16 protein-coding genes are annotated in these 18,405 nt (G+C 70.9%); 9 read left to right on the top strand and 7 right to left on the bottom strand.

Annotated features, from left to right (window positions below; translation table 11 throughout):
• Positions 1–17: 17 nt before the first annotated feature.
• The 3 genes from DEJ49_RS08935 to DEJ49_RS08925 all read left to right on the top strand — a co-directional run bounded on the left by DEJ49_RS08935 (position 18) and on the right by DEJ49_RS08925 (position 3,114).
• On the top strand, positions 18–959 hold the full coding sequence (locus DEJ49_RS08935; RefSeq protein ID WP_150183629.1) for an RluA family pseudouridine synthase: 942 nt from the start codon (positions 18–20) through the stop codon (positions 957–959).
• Positions 956–1,423: a GNAT family N-acetyltransferase gene (locus tag DEJ49_RS08930; protein WP_150183628.1), complete on the top strand. Its 468-nt coding sequence runs from the start codon at positions 956–958 to the stop codon at positions 1,421–1,423. Before DEJ49_RS08935 ends, DEJ49_RS08930 begins: the two co-directional genes overlap by 4 nt.
• Positions 1,424–1,527: 104 nt before the next feature.
• Positions 1,528–3,114, top strand: a complete 1,587-nt coding sequence (locus DEJ49_RS08925; RefSeq protein ID WP_150183627.1) for a Na+/H+ antiporter — start codon at positions 1,528–1,530, stop codon at positions 3,112–3,114.
• 45 nt (positions 3,115–3,159) lie between these two features.
• Here DEJ49_RS08925 and DEJ49_RS08920 read toward each other — a convergent pair whose 3' ends face one another.
• The gene (locus tag DEJ49_RS08920; RefSeq protein ID WP_150183626.1) at positions 3,160–4,257 is read right to left on the bottom strand and encodes a mechanosensitive ion channel family protein; all 1,098 of its coding nucleotides are present in this window, start codon (positions 4,255–4,257) and stop codon (positions 3,160–3,162) included.
• A gap of 42 nt (positions 4,258–4,299) precedes the next feature.
• Between DEJ49_RS08920 and DEJ49_RS08915 the strand changes: the two genes are divergently transcribed.
• The gene (locus tag DEJ49_RS08915; protein WP_150183625.1) at positions 4,300–4,869 is read left to right on the top strand and encodes a dienelactone hydrolase family protein; all 570 of its coding nucleotides are present in this window, start codon (positions 4,300–4,302) and stop codon (positions 4,867–4,869) included.
• Between the two features lie 16 nt (positions 4,870–4,885).
• Here DEJ49_RS08915 and DEJ49_RS08910 read toward each other — a convergent pair whose 3' ends face one another.
• From DEJ49_RS08910 to DEJ49_RS08895, 4 genes are all read right to left on the bottom strand, one after another.
• On the bottom strand, positions 4,886–6,544 hold the full coding sequence (locus DEJ49_RS08910) for an alkaline phosphatase D family protein (protein WP_150183624.1): 1,659 nt from the start codon (positions 6,542–6,544) through the stop codon (positions 4,886–4,888).
• A gap of 104 nt (positions 6,545–6,648) precedes the next feature.
• Positions 6,649–7,449: a DsbA family protein gene (locus tag DEJ49_RS08905; RefSeq protein WP_150183623.1), complete on the bottom strand. Its 801-nt coding sequence runs from the start codon at positions 7,447–7,449 to the stop codon at positions 6,649–6,651.
• Positions 7,450–7,491: 42 nt separating this feature from the next.
• Positions 7,492–8,175, bottom strand: a complete 684-nt coding sequence (locus DEJ49_RS08900) for a hypothetical protein (RefSeq protein ID WP_150188119.1) — start codon at positions 8,173–8,175, stop codon at positions 7,492–7,494.
• Between the two features lie 37 nt (positions 8,176–8,212).
• On the bottom strand, positions 8,213–9,541 hold the full coding sequence (locus DEJ49_RS08895; RefSeq protein ID WP_150183622.1) for a DUF2252 domain-containing protein: 1,329 nt from the start codon (positions 9,539–9,541) through the stop codon (positions 8,213–8,215).
• Positions 9,542–9,768: 227 nt separating this feature from the next.
• On the opposite strand from DEJ49_RS08895, the gene dnaE reads away from it, so the two are divergent.
• Positions 9,769–13,311 carry a DNA polymerase III subunit alpha gene (gene dnaE, locus DEJ49_RS08890; protein WP_150183621.1) on the top strand — a complete coding sequence of 1,181 codons (3,543 nt, stop codon included), beginning with the start codon at positions 9,769–9,771 and terminating at the stop codon, positions 13,309–13,311.
• A 92-nt stretch (positions 13,312–13,403) separates the two neighbouring features.
• On the opposite strand, the gene DEJ49_RS08885 is transcribed toward dnaE, so the two are convergent.
• Positions 13,404–13,583 (bottom strand): hypothetical protein, encoded by a 180-nt coding sequence (locus DEJ49_RS08885; protein WP_150183620.1) that lies wholly within the window; start codon positions 13,581–13,583, stop codon positions 13,404–13,406.
• A 236-nt stretch (positions 13,584–13,819) separates the two neighbouring features.
• On the opposite strand from DEJ49_RS08885, the gene DEJ49_RS08880 reads away from it, so the two are divergent.
• The 4 genes from DEJ49_RS08880 to DEJ49_RS08865 all read left to right on the top strand — a co-directional run bounded on the left by DEJ49_RS08880 (position 13,820) and on the right by DEJ49_RS08865 (position 17,723).
• Positions 13,820–15,058 (top strand): NYN domain-containing protein, encoded by a 1,239-nt coding sequence (locus DEJ49_RS08880; RefSeq protein WP_150183619.1) that lies wholly within the window; start codon positions 13,820–13,822, stop codon positions 15,056–15,058.
• 62 nt (positions 15,059–15,120) lie between these two features.
• Positions 15,121–16,155, top strand: a complete 1,035-nt coding sequence (locus DEJ49_RS08875; RefSeq protein ID WP_150183618.1) for an ABC transporter ATP-binding protein — start codon at positions 15,121–15,123, stop codon at positions 16,153–16,155.
• A 43-nt stretch (positions 16,156–16,198) separates the two neighbouring features.
• On the top strand, positions 16,199–17,020 hold the full coding sequence (locus DEJ49_RS08870) for an ABC transporter permease (RefSeq protein WP_150183617.1): 822 nt from the start codon (positions 16,199–16,201) through the stop codon (positions 17,018–17,020).
• Positions 17,021–17,054: 34 nt separating this feature from the next.
• On the top strand, positions 17,055–17,723 hold the full coding sequence (locus tag DEJ49_RS08865) for a DUF2567 domain-containing protein (RefSeq protein ID WP_150183616.1): 669 nt from the start codon (positions 17,055–17,057) through the stop codon (positions 17,721–17,723).
• Positions 17,724–17,882: 159 nt separating this feature from the next.
• On the opposite strand, the gene ybaK is transcribed toward DEJ49_RS08865, so the two are convergent.
• Positions 17,883–18,389 (bottom strand): Cys-tRNA(Pro) deacylase, encoded by a 507-nt coding sequence (gene ybaK, locus DEJ49_RS08860; protein ID WP_150183615.1) that lies wholly within the window; start codon positions 18,387–18,389, stop codon positions 17,883–17,885.
• Between the last annotated feature and the right edge of the window lie 16 nt (positions 18,390–18,405).

Below are 18,405 nucleotides of genomic sequence, written 5' to 3'. Positions count from 1 at the left end.
TCCTGCATACTCAATGGGTGAGCACGATTCCCGAGATCCGTACCCTGCCCGTGCCGGACGGCCTGGAGGGCGAGCGCGTCGACGCCGCCATCTCGCGCATGTTCGGGTTCTCCCGTACGAAGGCCGCCGAGCTCGCCGCGGCGGGGAAGGTCTCGGTCGACGGCTCGGTGGTCGGCAAGTCCGAGCGGGTGCACGGCGGCGCCTGGCTGGAAGTGGAGATGCCGCAGGCGGCCGCTCCGGTGCAGATCGTCGCCGAACCCGTCGAGGGCATGGAGATCGTCCATGACGACGACGACATCGTCGTGATCGTCAAGCCGGTCGGCGTGGCCGCGCACCCGAGCCCCGGCTGGACGGGCACGACCGTGATCGGCGGCCTCGCGGCGGCCGGGTATCGGATCTCCACCTCCGGTGCCGCCGAGCGCCAGGGCATCGTGCACCGCCTCGACGTGGGCACGTCCGGCCTGATGGTCGTCGCCAAGTCGGAGCGGGCGTACACCTCCCTGAAGCGCCAGTTCAAGGAGCGCACGGTCGACAAGCGCTACAACGCGCTGGTCCAGGGCCACCCCGACCCGATGAGCGGCACCATCGATGCCCCCATCGGCCGCCACCCGAACCACGACTACAAGTGGGCGGTCACGGCCGAGGGCAAGCCCTCCGTGACGCACTACGACCTCATCGAGGCCTTCCGCGCCGCCTCCCTGCTCGACATCAAGCTGGAGACGGGCCGCACGCACCAGATCCGCGTGCACATGTCGGCCCACCGGCACCCGTGCGTGGGCGACCTGACGTATGGCGCCGACCCCACCCTCGCCAAGCGCCTCGGCCTCACCCGCCAGTGGCTGCACGCGGTCCGGCTCGGCTTCGAGCACCCGGGCGACGGCCAGTGGGTGGAGTACGAGAGCGGCTACCCGGACGATCTGCAGCAGGCCCTGGACCGCGTGCGGGCGGAGAGCTCGTGAGCGGAGTGACGGTCCGCGTCGCCGAGCACACCGACGACGTGGAGGCCTGCTTCGCCGTCCGCAGGGACGTCTTCGTGGCCGAGCAGCGGGTCCCCGAAGAGCTGGAGTACGACGAGTACGACGCCCGCGCGGTGCACGTCCTGGCCGTCCGCGAGGACGGCGTCCCGCTCGGCACGGGCCGGCTCCTGACCGGATCCGCCGCGGCCGCCAAGAACGGCGGGGACACCACCGTGGGCGCCCTCGGCAGGCTCGCGGTGACGCGGGCCGCGCGGGGGCTCGGCGTGGGCGCCGCCCTGGTCCGTGCCATCGAGGACGCGGCACGCGCGCGTGGCCTGAGCGCGGTCGACCTGCACGCGCAGACCCACGCCCTGGGCTTCTACGAACGCCTCGGCTACGAGGTGTACGGACCGGAGTTCCCCGACGCCGGAATTCCGCACCGCGCGATGCGGAAGTCACTCACCTGACGAGCCCGGTAGCGAGCCGAGCGAGCGCGCTGCTCCGGTTGGCGGGGACGGCGTGGCAGGGTTGAGGTCTTGATCGTCCAAGTCTCGACCGCCGGAGTGCACACGTGGATCAACTGGCGCTGGTGCTCATCTTGCTGCTCGGTGCCGTGGTCACCGTGCCCCTGGGGGACCGGCTCGGGCTGCCCGCGCCGGTCCTGATGACGTTGGCCGGCATCGGCATGGCGCTGCTGCCGTTCGTGCCCAATGTGGAGATCCCGCCGGACTACATCCTTCCGCTGGTGCTCCCGCCGCTGCTCTACGCCGCCGTGCAGCGCACGTCCTGGCGGCAGTTCACCGCCAACATCCGACCGATCCTGCTGCTCGCCGTGGCCCTCGTCTTCGTGACGACCGCGGCCGTCGCGGCGGTCGCCAACTCGTTCGTGCCGGGGCTGCCCATCGCGGCGGCCGTGGCACTGGGGGCGCTCGTCGCGCCGCCCGACCCCGTCGCGGCGACCGCGGTCGCCGGGTCGCTCGGGCTGCCGCGCAGGCTCGTGTCGATCCTGGAGGGCGAGGGGCTCTTCAACGACGTCACGGCCATCGTGCTCTACCACGTGGCGATCACGGCGGCGGTGAGCGGCTCCTTCTCCTGGCCCTCCGCCGTGGGGCTCCTCGTCCTGTCGGCCGTGGTCGCCGTCGCCGTGGGCCTCGTGCTCGGCTGGCTCACCAACAAGCTCATGGGACTCCTCGGCGAGGCCACCCTGCAGACCGGGCTCACCCTCCTCGTGCCCTTCGTCAGCTACGTACTCGCCGAGGAACTGCACGGATCCGGTGTGCTCGCGGTCCTCGTCACCGCGCTCTACCTCGCGGAGAACGCCGTCGACGCCGACGACGTGCTCGGCCGGATCACCGGGCAGACGTTCTGGCAGATCGTCGACACCCTGGTCACCGGCATCGCCTTCGGCCTCATCGGCCTGGAGCTGCACAACGTCTTCGGCATCGCGAGCGGCCACCAGTGGCAGATGTTCGGCTGGGGCGCGGCGATCGTCGCCGTGGTCGTCGGCGTACGCCTGCTGTGGCTGCTGCCCGCGACCTGGCTGGCCAAGCGGCTGCACAAGCTGCGCGACGTCGACGAGGAGATCCCGACCACCTGGCGCGAGACCGTCGTCATGTGGTGGTCGGGGATGCGTGGTGTGGCGTCGGTCGCGCTGGCGCTCGCCATTCCGCTCAAGACGGAGGACGGGAGTCCGTTCCCGGCCCGCGACGAGATCATCTTCATCGCGTTCTGCGTGATCATGGCGACCCTCATCGCCCAGGGGCTCACCCTGCCCTGGCTCGTGCGCAGGCTCGGGGTGCGCGCCGACGCCGACAAGGAGCGCGAGCTGGAGCGCACGCTCGCCCTGCGCGCCGCCAAGGCCGCCAAGCGCCGCCTCAAGGAGATCGAGGAGGTCGAGGAGCTCCCCGAGGACGTCACGGAGCGGCTGCAGCGCGGTGCGTTCGACATCGGGGCCCGGATCAGCCCGGACCTGGTCGACGACGAGCGCCGCGAGCGGTACGCCAAGCGCGTCGACCGGTGGAAGGCGGTCCAGCGCATCCAGCGCGAGATGATGTCCGCCGCCCGCCACGAGGTGCTCGCGGCGCGCAGCGAACCCGGCGCCGACCCGGAGGTCGTCGACCGGGTCCTGCACCACCTCGACATACGGAGTCTGCGGTGACGGAGGGGCGCCCACGGTCCGGCCCGGCCGCGGGCGCCCCTCGGCTCAGCCGCGTCCCGTGCGGGGCGCGTCCGGCGTGAACTTCTCGAAGTGCGGCCGGTGGCCGTTCGGCGCCGGCTCGGCGGTGGCGGTGGTGACCCGCGGCAGCGCGTAGGCGTGGTGCTCGGTGAGCCAGCGGATCATCTGCTCGCGGACCGTGACCCGCACCGTCCATATGTCGTCCGCGTCCTTCGCGGTGACCAGGGCGCGGACCTGGATCGTCGTCGGTGTGGTGTCCGTCACCGCGAGGCCCCAGTCCCTGCCGTCCCACGCGGCGCAGTCGCGCAGGATGTCGTGGAGCCGGTCGCGCATCAGCGCGATGGGCGCCGAGTGGTCCAGGTGGAAGAAGACCGTGCCGGTCATTTCGACGCCGCCGCGCGACCAGTTCTCGAACGGCTTCGACGTGAAGTACGACACGGGCATGGTGATCCGGCGCTCGTCCCACGTGCGGACGGTCAGGAAGGTCAGCGTGATCTCGTCGACCGTGCCCCACTCGCCGTTCACCACCACCGTGTCGCCGAGCCGCACCATGTCGCCGAACGCGATCTGCAACCCGGCGAAGAGGTTGCCGAGGGTGGACTGGGCGGCGACACCGGCGACGATGCCGAGGATGCCGGCGGAGGCGAGCAGTGAGGCGCCCGCCGCCTGCATGGCGGGGAACGTCAGGAGCATCGCGGCGACGGCCACGACACCGACGATCGCGGTGACCACCCGCTGGATGAGGGTCACCTGCGTGCGGACGCGCCGGACGCGGGCCGGATCGCGGTGCATGGCCGCGTAGCGCGCGTACGACGACTCGACTATGGCCGCCGCGATCCGCACCACGAGCCAGGCGGCGGAGCCGATGAGGACGAGGGTGAGCGTGCGGCTGATGGCCGCGGAGTGATCCTTGGCGATCTTCGTCTGTTCGTAGGACCCTCTCAGGATGGCGGTGCACAGGACGAGTTGCAGCGGTACGCGGCAGCGGCGCAGCAGCCCCCACAGCGGGGTCTCGTGGTGCCGCTCGTCGGCCCGGCGCAGCAGTATGTCGACCAGATAGCCGACGACCACCGTGAGCACGACCGAGCCGCCGACCACGATCAACGGACGCAGTACGTTCTCCATGCCTCCGAGGGTAGGGGACGGCACGGATGGCACGATGGCCCCATGAACATCGTGCTTTTCCATTCGACGTACGGTCTGCGGCCCGCGGTGCACGCGGCGGCGGACCGGCTGCGTGCCGCCGGGCACGAGGTGTGGACGCCCGACCTCTTCGAGGGCCGCGTCTTCGACAGCGTCGAGGAGGGCAGGAGCTTCCAGAACGAGCTCGGCAAGGACGAGATCCTGAAACGCGCGATCCTCGCCGCCGCGCCCTATTCGGAGCGGGGGCTCGTCTACGCGGGCTTCGCGCTCGGCGCCGCGACCGCGCAGACCCTCGCCCTCGGCGACGAGAAGGCGCGCGGGCTGCTGCTCCTGCACGGCACCTCCGACCTCGCGGAGAACGCTTCCGTGGACGAGCTGCCCGTGCAGCTGCACGTCGCCGAGCCCGACCCGTTCGAGTCCGACGACTGGCTGAGCGCCTGGTACCTGCGGATGGGCCGGGCGGGCGCCGACGTGGAGATCTACCGGTACGCGGGCGCCGGGCACCTCTACACCGACCCGGACCTCGACGACTACGACGCCGAGGCCACGGAGGCGACGTGGCGCACGGCGCTCGGCTTCCTGGAGACCCTCTAGAGCTCGCGCGCGCCGGTCAGCGGACCGGGGCGTACACGCGCTCGGCCTTCTGCGTGCCGCTGAGCGTGCGGTAGGAACGCGCCCACGACGAGGTGGCCGCCGGGTCGGTCCGGTCCGAGATGACGTAGTAGTCCATCTGCGAGCGCTCGGCGGTGACGTCGAGCACGCCGTAGCCGTGCGAGTCCATGTCGAGCCACTTCACGTGCCGGTTGGCGGCCTTCAGCGCGCCGGCCGCCACGAGGGAGACCGTGTGCGGGGCGACGTGGAGCATGTCGTCGATGTTGTCGGAGCTCACCGACGTGACGACGAACTCGGTCGCGGCGGACGCCGAGAAGGGGTACGTGGCGGCCTTGACCGGCACGTCGTTCGCCCAGGCCATGTGGATGTCACCGGTCAGGAAGACGGTGTTGTGGATCTTGTTGTCGCGCAGGTGGGCGATGAGTTCCCTGCGGTCGTCCGTGTAGCCGTCCCACTGGTCGGTGTTGATGGCCAGTCCCTCGCCGGGCAGGCCCAGCAACTCCGCCAGGGGCTTGAGGAGATGGGCGGGCAGGGAGCCGAAGGCGACCGGCGTGATCATCACCGAGGTGCCGACCAGCTTCCAGGCGGCGTCGGAGCCGGCCAGGCCCGACTTCAGCCAGTCGAGCTGCGCGCGGCCGGTGATCGTGCGGTCCGGGTCGTCGACCTCGCCGCTGCCGAACTTCGCCTGCTCGGAGCGGAAGGACCGCAGGTCGAGCAGGTGCAGATCGGCGAGCTTGCCGTAGCGGACGCGGCGGTAGACGGTGCCCTCGGTCGAGGGGCGTACGGGCATCCACTCGAAGTAGGCGCGCTTGGCCGCCGCCATGCGGCCCGCCCAGTCGCCCTCGGTCTCCGGCGAGTGGTTCACGGCCCCGCCCGACCAGGCGTTGTCGGCGAACTCGTGGTCGTCCCAGATCGCGATGACCGGGTGCGTGGCGTGCATCGCCTGCGCGTCGGGGTCGGTCTTGTGGACGCCGTGCCGGGTGCGGTAGTCGGCGAGCGTCCTGATCTCGTGCCTCGGCTCGTGCGGTCGTACGACGTTCTCGGCGGAGGGGTACTCGCCGCTCTTGTACTCGTAGATGTAGTCGCCGAGGTGGAGGACCGCGTCGAGTTCGGTGCGGGCGGCGAGGTGGCGGTACGGGGAGAAGTGGCCGGCCTCCCAGTTGGCGCAGGACACCACTCCGAAGCGGACGCCGTGCGCGGAGGCGTCGTGCGCGGGCGTGGTGCGGGTGCGGCCCACGGGGGAGTGGACGTCTCCCACGGAGAAGCGGAAGTAATAGGTGGTCGCCTGGTGCAGGCCCCTTACGTCGGCCTTGACCGTATGGTCCGACTCCGCCCGTGCGGTGGTGCTGCCGCGGCCGACGACGCGGGTGAACCCCTTGTCCTCGGCCACCTCCCAGCTCACCTCGGTGTCGGGTCCCTTGCCGGAGCCGGGCACGGCGTCCGGGGTGGGCGTCACGCGGGTCCACAGCAGGACGCCGTCGGGCAGCGGGTCGCCCGAGGCGACTCCGTGGTGGAAGGCGGGTCCGTCGGCCGCGTGGGCGGGTATCGCGGCGAGCGGGGCGCCGAGGGCGGCGGTGGCGGCCGCGGCCTTGACGACCGTACGGCGGCTGGGTGCCGCGGAGTTGAGCGACGACTGAAGATCGTTTCGACTGGTCACGGGCGATCACGATACTGAGCGGTAATCGCACGAGGGGGGCGAACGCGTGAAGTCCGCCCCCCTGTTGGGTGATCAGCCCGCTACCGCGCGGGGTTGATGGCCCGCTACTTCGTGACGCCCGCCTTCTTCAGGGCGGCCTTCCAGGCGTCGGGGGTCTTCGGCGTCTCGACGACCTTGTCGTTGATCTTGATGGTCGGGGTGGACTCCACGCCCTTCGCCGACTGGAAGGAGTCGCTCATCTTCATGGCCCAGGGGTCGAACTTCCCCTTCTCCACGGCGCTCTTGAACTTCTTGTTGTCCTTGAGGGCGTCCACGGTGTTCGCGACCTTGATCAGGTACTCGTCCTTGGCGAAGTCGTCGGTGGACTCCGACGGGTGGTACTTCGCCGAGTACAGCGCGGTCTTGTACTCCAGGAACGCGTCGGAGCTGACGTCCAGGGCGGCGCCGAGCGCGCTGAGGGCGTTCTTCGACCCCTCACCCTGGAGGTTGTTGTCGAGGAACGTGCCGATGGTGAAGGTCAGCTTGTAGTCGCCGTCCTTCATGCCCTTGTCGACCGCGGAGCCGATGGACTGCTCCATGGCCGCGCAGCCGGGGCAGCGCGGGTCCTCGTAGAGGTGGACCGTGTTCTTCGTGTCGGACTTGCCGATCGTGACGGTGGTGCCGTCCTTGCCCGAGGTGTTCGCCGGGGTGACGACCTTGGCGTCGGCGGCCTCCTCCCACTTCGAGGGGGCGTTGGACTGCATGACGGCGTAGCCGACGCCGCCGGCTATGGCGAGGACACCGACGATCGCACCGGCGACGATGGCGCCGCGCTTGCGCTTCTCGCGCTTGCGCTCGGCCTCCTGCTGGGCGCGGATGCGCTCGCGCGCTGCGGACTTGGCGGCCTGGCTGTTGCGCTTGCTCATGATCTTTTTCTCCGTGTGGATGAACTGCGTGGGGTGCTGTGCTCAGGCGAGGACGGCCGAGCACGGCGGTCCACGCCGCCCCACGAAGTGCACGAGGAGCCGCGTGCGCGCCGCCGGCACCCGGCGCGCGGGGCGCGGCAGGCGGCGTACGGGCGGGCGGGAGGTGGTGACCGCGGCGACCGCGATCAGCAGGGGGCGGAACGTCGCCGCGGCGACCGCGCGGAGCAGCTGGGCCAGCGCCCGCTCGCCGCGCCGCAGCCAGGCCGCAGCGAGGAGGCCCACCCCGACGTGCGCCCCGAGCAGCAGCCAGGCCGCGCCCGGGTCCACGTCGGCGAGGAGCGCGGCGGCGCCGTGCCCCTCGGCGGTCATCCTGGCCAGCGGGGTCCCCACGGGCGCCCCGCCGCACAGCACGTCGAAGCCGACGGCGCGCAGCGGGCCCGCAACGGGGCCGCCCGCCTCGCCGTAACAGACGTGCTGCCCCGCGGTGAACACCGTGTCGGCGGCCAGCTCCAGGGGGATCAGGAGGGCCGCGATCCGTCCGTACCCGCGCTCGCGCCCCGCCGTCGCGTACGCGATGACGAAGACGGCGGCGGCGATCGCCGCGACGGTGGTCAGCGGCAGGGGAACGCGGGACAGCAGCACGTGCGACGCGGCGGACAGCGTCACGACGAGTGCCGTGAAGAGCGCCGCGCGCACCACTCTGAGCTGAATCCCGGATATGTCCATCGCGGAGGAGTGTGCCATGCGTTCCTGTGAGCGGTCCCTACAGCCCCGGGATCCGGCCGTTGCGGAACAGGTCGACGAAGATCTGGTGGTCGGCACGCGCCCGTGCGCCGTATGAGTGCGCGAAGTCGACGAGCAGCTCCGCGAAGCCGTCCTCGTCCGCGGCGATCGCGGCGTCGATGGCGCGCTCCGTGGAGAACGGCACCAGGTCGGAGTGGCCGCTCTCGTCGTCCGCGGCGGCGTGCATCGTGGCCGTGGCGCGGCCCAGGTCCGCGACGACGGAGGAGATCTCGTCGAGGTCGTCGATGTCCGACCAGTCCAGGTCCACGGCGTACGGCGACACCTCGGCGACGAGCTGGCCCGCGCCGTCCAGCTCGGTCCAGCCGAGCCACGGGTCGGCGTGGGCCTGGAGCGCGCGCTGCGAGATGACCGTGCGGTGGCCCTCGTGCTGGAAGTAGCCCCGGACGGCCGGGTCCGTGATGTGGCGCGAGACGGCGGGGGTCTGCGCCTGCTTGAGGTAGATCACGACGTCGTTCTCCAGGGCGTCGCTGTTGCCCTCCAGGAGGATGTTGTACGACGGGAGGCCCGCGGAGCCGATGCCGATGCCGCGACGGCCCACGACGTCCTTCACGCGGTACGAGTCGGGGCGGGTGAGCGAGGACTCCGGCAGCGTCTCCAGATAGCCGTCGAACGCGGCGAGCACCTTGTACCGCGTGGCGGCGTCGAGCTCGATGGAGCCGCCGCCGGCCGCGAAGCGGCGCTCGAAGTCGCGGATCTCGGTCATCGAGTCGAGCAGCCCGAAGCGGGTCAGGGAGCGGGCGTCGCGCAGCGCGTCCAGGAGCGGGCCCTGGGCGGTGTCCAGCGTGAAGGGCGGCACCTCGTCGCTCTTGGCGCCCGTCGCCAGGTCGTGGATCCGCTCGCGGTACGCCGCCGCGTACGTCCGCACGAGGTCGGTGATCTGGTCGTCGCCGAGCGCCTTCGTGTACCCGATCAGAGCCACGGAGGCGGCGAAGCGCTTCAGGTCCCAGGTGAAGGGGCCCACGTACGCCTCGTCGAAGTCGTTCACGTTGAAGATCAGACGGCCCTGCGCGTCCATGTACGTACCGAAGTTCTCGGCGTGCAGGTCGCCGTGGATCCACACCCGGCCCGTGCGGTCGTCGAGGTAGGGCCCGCCGTGCTGCTCGCGCTCCAGGTCGCCGTAGAACAGGCAGGCCGTGCCGCGGTAGAACGCGAAGGCGGAGGAGGCCATCTTCCGGAACTTGACCCGGAACGCGGCGGGGTCCGCGGCGAGCAGCTCGCCGAACGCGGTGTCGAAGACGGCGAGGATCTCCTCGCCGCGCTGCTCAGCCGTGGGCTGCGGGACCGACATCGCTGGGTGCCTCCTGGTACAGGGGTGGTGCGTGACACAGGGACGGACATTCCGCCCCCGGGGACAGGGGGATTTTCCGCCCCCTCGGGACAGGTGTTCCGCCCCTTCCAACGCTCGACCGTACCTCCGAGTGCCCGTCGGCTGTCGGCGCTCCGGATTAGACTTCCACGCTGTCCCCCCAGACTGTCCGCAGCCTGTAGCCCACCGTTCTCCGGAGGCCTCCCACCGTGACCAAGCCGCCCTTCACGCACCTGCACGTGCACACCCAGTACTCGCTGCTTGACGGTGCCGCGCGGCTCAAGGACATGTTCGACGCGGCCAATGAGATGGGCATGACGCACATCGCCATGTCCGACCACGGCAACCTGCACGGGGCGTACGACTTCTTCCACTCGGCGCAGAAGGCGGGCGTCACGCCGATCATCGGCATCGAGGCGTACGTGGCGCCGGAGTCGCGCCGCAACAAGCGGAAGATCCAGTGGGGCCAGCCGCACCAGAAGCGCGACGACGTGTCCGGTTCGGGTGGTTACACGCACAAAACGATCTGGGCGGCGAACAAGACGGGCCTGCACAACCTCTTCCGGCTCTCCTCGGACGCCTACGCGGAGGGCTGGCTGCAGAAGTGGCCCCGCATGGACAAGGAGACCATCTCCCAGTGGTCGGAGGGTCTCATCGCCTCCACCGGCTGCCCCTCGGGCGAGCTGCAGACGCGGCTGCGGCTCGGCCAGTTCGACGAGGCGGTGAAGGCCGCCGCCGAGTACCAGGACATCTTCGGCAAGGACCGGTACTTCCTGGAGCTGATGGACCACGGCATCGACATCGAGCGCCGGGTCCGCGACGACCTGCTCCGGGTCGGCAAGAAGCTCGGCATCCCGCCCCTGGTGACGAACGACTCGCACTACACGTACGCGCACGAGTCCGTGGCGCACGACGCGCTGCTCTGCATCCAGACCGGCAAGAACCTCTCGGACCCGGACCGCTTCCGCTTCGACGGAACGGGCTACTACCTGAAGTCCACGGACGAGATGTACGCCATCGACTCCTCGGACGCGTGGCAGGAGGGCTGCCGCAACACGCTCCTGGTGGCCGAGCAGATCGACACCACGGGCATGTTCGAGAAGCGCGACCTGATGCCGAAGTTCGACATCCCGGAGGGCTTCACCGAGGTCACCTGGTTCCAGGAGGAGGTCCGCCGCGGCATGGAGCGCCGCTACCCGGGCGGTGTCCCCGAGGACCGGCAGAAGCAGGCCGAGTACGAGATGGACATCATCATCCAGATGGGGTTCCCGGGGTACTTCCTGGTCGTCGCCGACTTCATCATGTGGGCCAAGAACAACGGCATCGCGGTCGGCCCGGGCCGAGGCTCCGCGGCCGGTTCGATCGTGGCGTACGCGATGGGCATCACCGACCTCGACCCGATCACGCACGGACTGATCTTCGAGCGGTTCCTCAACCCCGAGCGCGTCTCCATGCCCGATGTCGACATCGACTTCGACGAGCGCAGGCGCGTCGAGGTGATCAGGTACGTGACGGAGAAGTACGGCGCCGACAAGGTCGCCATGATCGGTACGTACGGCAAGATCAAGGCGAAGAACGCGATCAAGGACTCCGCGCGCGTGCTCGGATATCCGTACGCGATGGGCGACCGCCTCACCAAGGCGATGCCCGCCGACGTCCTCGGCAAGGGCATCGACCTCTCCGGCATCACCGACCCCAAGCACCCGCGCTACAGCGAGGCGGGCGAGATCCGGGGGATGTACGAGAACGAGCCGGACGTGAAGAAGGTCATCGACACCGCGAAGGGCGTCGAGGGACTCGTCCGGCAGATGGGTGTGCACGCGGCCGGCGTGATCATGTCCAGCGAGCCGATCGTCGACCACGCCCCGCTCTGGACCCGGCACACCGACGGCGTGACCATCACGCAGTGGGACTACCCCCAGTGCGAGTCGCTCGGCCTGCTCAAGATGGACTTCCTGGGCCTGCGCAACCTGACCATCATGGATGACGCCGTCAAGATGGTGCGGGCGGGCAAGGGCATCGACCTGGAGATGCTCTCCCTCCCGCTCGACGACCCGAAGACGTTCGAACTGCTCTGCCGCGGTGACACGCTCGGCGTCTTCCAGTTCGACGGCGGCCCGATGCGCTCGCTGCTTCGCCAGATGCAGCCCGACAACTTCGAGGACATTTCCGCCGTCTCGGCCCTGTACCGGCCGGGCCCGATGGGCATGAACTCGCACACGAACTACGCCGAGCGCAAGAACGGCCGCCAGGAGATCACGCCGATCCACCCGGAGCTCGAAGAGCCCCTGAAGGAGACGCTCGGCCTCACCTACGGCCTCATCGTGTACCAGGAGCAGGTGCAGAAGGCCGCGCAGATCGTCGCCGGGTACTCGCTCGGCGAAGCCGACATCCTGCGCCGCGTGATGGGCAAGAAGAAGCCCGAGGAGCTGGAGAAGAACTTCGTCCTCTTCCAGGCGGGCGCCCGCAAGAACGGCTACTCGGACGAGGCGATCCAGGCCCTGTGGGACGTCCTGGTCCCGTTCGCCGGATACGCGTTCAACAAGGCGCACTCCTCCGCGTACGGCCTGGTCACCTACTGGACCGCCTACCTGAAGGCGAACTACCCGGCCGAGTACATGGCCGCCCTGCTCACCTCGGTGAAGGACGACAAGGACAAGTCGGCCGTCTATCTGAACGAGTGCCGCCGCATGGGCATCAAGGTGCTCCCGCCGAACGTGAACGAGTCGGTGCACAACTTCGCCGCCCAGGGCGACGACACGATCCTGTTCGGTCTGGAGGCCGTCAGGAACGTCGGTTCGAACGTGGTGGAGTCGATCATCCGGTCGCGCAAGGCGAAGGGGAAGTTCACGTCCTTCCCCGACTACCTGGACAAGGTCGAGGCCACCGCCTGCAACAAGCGCACCACGGAGTCGCTCATCAAGGCGGGCGCCTTCGACACGATGGGGCACACCCGCAAGGGCCTCACCGCGCAGTACGAACCGATGATCGACAACGTGGTCGCGGTCAAGCGCAAGGAGGCCGAGGGCCAGTTCGACCTCTTCGGAGGGATGGGGGACGAGTCCGGCGGCGACGAGCCGGGCTTCGGTCTCGACGTGGAGTTCTCCGAGGAGGAGTGGGAGAAGACCTACCTGCTCGCCCAGGAGCGCGAGATGCTCGGCCTGTACGTCTCCGACCACCCGCTCTTCGGCCTGGAGCACGTCCTGTCCGACAAGGCGGACGCGGGCATCGGGCAGCTCACCGGCGGTGACTTCTCCGACGGGTCGGTCGTGACCATCGGCGGCATCATCTCGGGCCTGCAGCGCAAGATGACCAAGCAGGGCAACGCCTGGGCGATCGCCACCGTCGAGGATCTCGCGGGCTCCATCGAGTGCATGTTCTTCCCGGCCACGTACCAGCTGGTGTCGACGCAACTCGTCGAGGACGCCGTGGTGTTCGTCAAGGGACGCCTCGACAAGCGCGAGGACGTGCCGCGGCTCGTCGCGATGGAGATGCAGGTCCCCGACCTGTCGAACGCGGGCACCAACGCGCCTGTGATCATCACGATCCCGACGGTCAAGGTGAGCCCGCCGATGATCACCCGCCTCGGCGAGGTCCTCAGCCACCACCGCGGCAACAGCGAGGTGCGGATCAAGCTCCAGGGGGCGCAGAAGACCACCGTGCTGCGGCTCGACCGGCACCGGGTGAAGCCGGACCCGGCGCTCTTCGGCGACCTGAAGGTGCTGCTCGGCCCGTCCTGCCTGGCGGGCTGACCCGGCCCGCCTTCACCGGCTGCCGCATGCCATGAGGGGCGCACCCGAAACGGGTGCGCCCCTCATGCGTGCCATGTGTGCCTGGGTGTGCGTCAGTTGTGACCGAAGCGTCGCTGGTGCTTACGGGCAACATCAGCAGGGCTGCCCTGGGCCTGCGACTGCATCGACTGCTGTGCGTCCACCGCGGTCGACTTGGCCTGCTCCTGCGCCTGCTCGGCCTGCGAGGAGCGGTCCTGCTGGCCGCCCTGCTTGCGGTTCTTGTTCTTGGCCATGGTGATCTTCCTCCTGAGGGGGATCTGGGGGCCAGGACGCGACCAGATTCACATATGGCGACAAAGTGTGCATTTCAGAGAATTACCGTGCGTAATAAGCCCAGTCGGGAAGCGATCCGCCGATGCGCCACGCCGAAGATCGAGTTCCGGCCGTTAACCTCCGCCGGGTCGGGCAGACTCGAAGGGAACCCCCTCCAGGCACGTCAGGGAACCTCCAGGGAAAGAGGGTGGACCGCGTGGATCGCTGCATCGTCCTGGTGGACGCCGGTTATCTGCTGGGTGCCGCCGCGAGTCTCCTCGCGGGCGAACCGTCCAGGTCCCGGATCACCGTCGATCACTCCGCCCTCATCCAGGGCCTGCGCGAACGCGCGGAAGCCGACACCGAACGCCCCCTCCTGCGCATCTACTGGTTCGACGGCGCGCCCGACCGCGTACCCCAGCCCGAACACCGCAGGCTGCGCGTCATGCCGCGCGTCACCGTCCGCCTGGGCGCCCTGACCCGCAGCGACGGCCGGTGGGCCCAGAAGGGCGTCGACGCCGCCATGCACGCCGAACTGACCGAGCTGGCCCGCAACCGCGCCTGCTCCGACGTCGTGCTCGTCACCGGCGACGGCGATCTGCTGCCCGGCATGATGGCCGCCAAGGAACACGGCGTCGCCGTCCACCTGTGGGCCGTACAGGCCGCCGACGGCGACTACAACCAGTCCGAGGACCTGGTCGCCGAGGCAGACGAGCGGCGCGTCCTCGACCGCGCCTGGATCACCAAGGCCGTCCGCCCCAAGGAGCTCACCGGCATCTGCGCGCCCCCGCCCGTGCCGCGCCCCGAGATCGCCGCGATCCTCTCCGCCCCGCTGCCGGAGTCCGCGCTCGCCGCCGCCGCGCAGCACACCGAGGAAGAGCCCCAGGACCACCACCCCGAACCCGCCGCCAACGGCAGGCGGCCCGACGAGCACCGCATGCCGCCCGGCAAGGGCGTGCCCACCCCCAAGGACCTCGCCGCCCTGCGCGGCCCCGGCACCCAGCCCGCGCAGCACCCCACCAACGCGACGCTGCGCTGGTCCTCCGACAAGGGCTGGGTCGAGCGCCCCGGCGCCGCCGCCGAGGGCGCCGAGGCCGCGGCCCTGCCCACCCTCGCCCAGCTGACCACGGCCGAGCAGCGCTGGGCCGACCGCGAGGAGGACATCACCACCGTCGGCGGCGACCCCTTCGAGGTCGGACAGGTGTTCGCCCGGCGCTGGATGGCGCGCCTCCCCGAGCAGCACAGCCTGCAGAAGCTGTCGACGATGTACCCCCGCATCCCGCACCGCGTCGACGGCGAGCTGCTCCGCTACGCCGCACGGTTCGGCCTGCTCGCGCACAAGGACGACCAGATCGACGAGCACGACCGGTACGCGATCAGGGCCGGCTTCTGGCGCGAGGTCGACGCACGCACGGCCACCGAGCACGCGCCCGCGGGGGACCGCGCAGGGGATTGATACGGACGTACGGGGCGCCCCGGGCGCAGTCCGTGACCGCCGACCCCGTAGGCTCGTCCTTCGTGAGTACGCGCCCGACACCGGCAGTCCGACAGGGACTCCGTCAGGAACACGGCAACGACGCCGTCTGCGCGGTGCGCGACCTGGTGAAGACCTATCCGGCCGCCCGCGCCCGGCGCGGCAGGCCCGCGACCCCCGAGGTCCGCGCCACCGACGGGATCGGTCTCACGGTCGGACGCGGCGAGATCTTCGGTCTGCTCGGTCCCAACGGCGCCGGCAAATCCACCCTCGTACGCCAGCTGACCGGGCTCATGCGGCCCGACAGCGGCAGCGTCGAGATCCTCGGCCACGACATCGTGCGGCACCCCGAGCGGGCCGCGCGGATCCTCGCGTACCTCGGTCAGGAGTCCACCGCTCTCGACGAGCTGACCGTGTCGCTCGCCGTCGAGACGACCGGGCGGCTGCGTGGCCTCGACGTGCCGCGGGCGCGGGCCGAGCGGGACGCGGTCCTGGAGGAGCTCGGGCTCACACCGCTGGCCTCGCGGCCGCTGAAGAAGCTCTCCGGCGGGCAGCGCAGGCTCGCCTGCTTCGCCACCGCGCTGGTGGGGGAGCGGCAGCTGCTCGTCCTGGACGAACCCACCACCGGCATGGACCCGGTCGCGCGGCGCGCCGTCTGGGCGGCCATCGACTGGCGCAGGGCCGAGCGCGGCACGACGGTGGTCCTCGTGACCCACAACGTCATCGAGGCGGAGACCGTCCTCGACCGCGTCGCCGTGCTCGACCAGGGCAAGGTCATCGCCTGCGACAGCCCCGCCGGGCTCAAGGAGAAGGTCGCGGACGAGGTCAGGGTGGAACTGGTGTGGCGGGAGCGGGCGCCGCTCGACGTGCCCGAGGTGGCCGCGCTGCGGTCCTCCGCGGTGGAGTCGGGGCGCCGCTGGTCCCTGCGGCTCGCCCCGGACGAGGCGCGGGCCGCCGTGGCCGCCGTCACCGGTGGTGCCGCGTTCGCCGCGCTGGACGACTTCACGCTGGCCACGCCCAGCCTGGAGGACGTCTACCTCGCCCTCGGCGGCAGCGGACGGGGGCTGGTGAAGGCGTGACACCGAGCACAGTGCGTAGGAACAGCGACAGAAGGGTTGCCCGGTGAGTGCCGTTCCCCTCGAAGCCGTGGTGCGGGCCGACGGGCGTGCCGAGGCGGCCGGTCCGGAGCCGGCGCCCCTCGGGCCGCCCGCCCGGCTCCTGCCGGCGCTCTCGGCGGTCTACCGCGCCCAGCTCTCGCGGGCCCGGGTCGCCCGCATCCCGCTGCTCTTCGTGGCGACCTTCCAGTCCGTCGGCATCATGATCCTGATGCGCGGCGTCGTCGACGGGGGCGGTGAGGCGCGCGCCGTCGTCGCCGGGTCCTCCGTGCTCGTCGTCGCGTTCGTCGCCCTCAACCTGCTCGCCCAGTACTTCGGGCAGCTCCGCTCCGACGGCGGGCTCGACCACTACGCCACGCTCCCCGTGCCCCCCGCGGCCGTGGTCCTCGGGGCCGCCGCGGCGTACGCCTCGTTCACGGTGCCCGGGACGTTCGTGACCGCGATCGTCGGGTGCGGGCTCTTCGGGCTGCCCTTCACCCACCTGTGGGTGCTGCTCGCGGTGATCCCGCTGGCCGGTGCCGCCCTCGCGGGGCTCGGCGCGGCCCTCGGCCTGCTCGCGCCCCGGCCCGAACTGGCCACGCTGCTCGGTCAGATGGGCATGTCGGCGGCGCTGCTGCTCGGCGTGCTCCCGGCCGACCGCATGCCGACGGTGCTGCAGTACGCGCGTGACCTGCTGCCGTCGACGTACGGCGTGGAGGCCTTCGCCCGGACGTTCGGTCCTGACCCGGACTGGGCCGTCGTCGCCCTGGACCTCGCGGTCTGCGCGGGCGTCGGCGTCGTCTCCCTGGCCGTCGCCACGTGGGCGTTCCGCCGGGCGGCCGTCCGGTGACGCGCCGCACAGGCTGTGCTGGCACGATGTGGGGGTGACCGCACCGTTGACTCCCTCACCGCCGCCGGACGAACAACCCCCGCACGACCCCTGGCAGAGCCCCGCGTACCCGGGCGGAGCGACGGCTCCCCACGGGCACGAGCGGGACGGTGACGGCCTGCGGGCCGAAGTGGTGCAGGCCGCGGTGATCATGGTCGCGGTGGCCGTGGCCGGCGTGCTGCTCGGCGCGCTGTGGATGTGGCTCGCCCCGCGGGTGCCGCTCGTCTCGGACGGCAAGGCGGTGTACCTGAAGGACACCGAGGGCGAGCAGGCCATCGGGACAGACGGAACGTTCACCCTGCTGTCGCTCGGCTTCGGCCTGGTCAGCGGTGTCGTCGTCTTCCTGCTCCGCAGGCGCGGCGGCATCCCCCTGGTCGCGGGGCTCGCGGTCGGCAGCCTCCTCGGCGCGCTGCTCGCGTGGCGGGTCGGCATCTTCCTCGGCCCCGAGACGGACGTGGTCGCGCACGCCAAGTCCGTCGGCAAGGGCGTCGTCTTCGACGCGCCGCTGGAGCTCAAGGCGATGGGCACGGTCCTCGCCTGGCCGGTGGCCGCGCTGGCCGTGCACCTCGGCCTCACGGGACTGTTCGGTCCGCGGGACCCGGAGCCGTACCCGAGGGACCCTGAGTCGTACCCGAGGGGCCCGGAGCCGTACCCGGGGCCGTGAGCCCCGGGCACGGGGTCCTAAGCGGGACGTTTGCCGTGGTTGGCCTTGCGCTTCTTGGCCCGCCACTTCCGCATGCGCGTCTTCTTCGACATGCCCTCGGTACTAGTCCCGTACGGGACGGGTGTCGAGGGCGCTTTCACGTCGACCCGCCGGGCGGACCTACGCCCGGCCGATCGGCGCGAGGACCGCGTCCGTGAGCGACGCCAGGTCGCCCGGCGCCAGCTCCACCTCAAGACCCCGGCGGCCCGCCGAGACGCAGATCGTGGCGTGCGCCGACGCCGAGTCGTCCAGGACCGTGCGCAGCTTCTTGCGCTGGCCGAGCGGCGAGATGCCGCCCCGTACGTAGCCCGTGGTGCGCTCGGCGGCGGCCGGGTCGGCCATCACGGCCTTCTTGCCGGAGACCGCGGCGGCCAGCGCCTTCAGGTCGAGGGTGCCCGCCACCGGGACGACCGCCACGGTGAGCGCGCCGTCGACGTCGGCGACCAGCGTCTTGAAGACGCGGTCGGGCGACACGCCCATCGCCTCCGCGGCCTCCTCACCGTACGAGGGGTGGGACGGGTCGTGGTCGTAGGAGTGGACCGTGAAGGGCGTGCCGGCCGCGGTCAGCGCGACCGTCGCGGGCGTCCCTCCGGCCTGTGCCGGCTGTTTTTTCTGCTTCTTCGCCAAGGTGCTCGTGCCTTAC

The organism is Streptomyces venezuelae (assembly GCF_008642335.1).
Classification (GTDB): domain Bacteria; phylum Actinomycetota; class Actinomycetes; order Streptomycetales; family Streptomycetaceae; genus Streptomyces; species Streptomyces venezuelae_F.
This window is presented reverse-complemented; position numbering and strand designations above follow the sequence as displayed.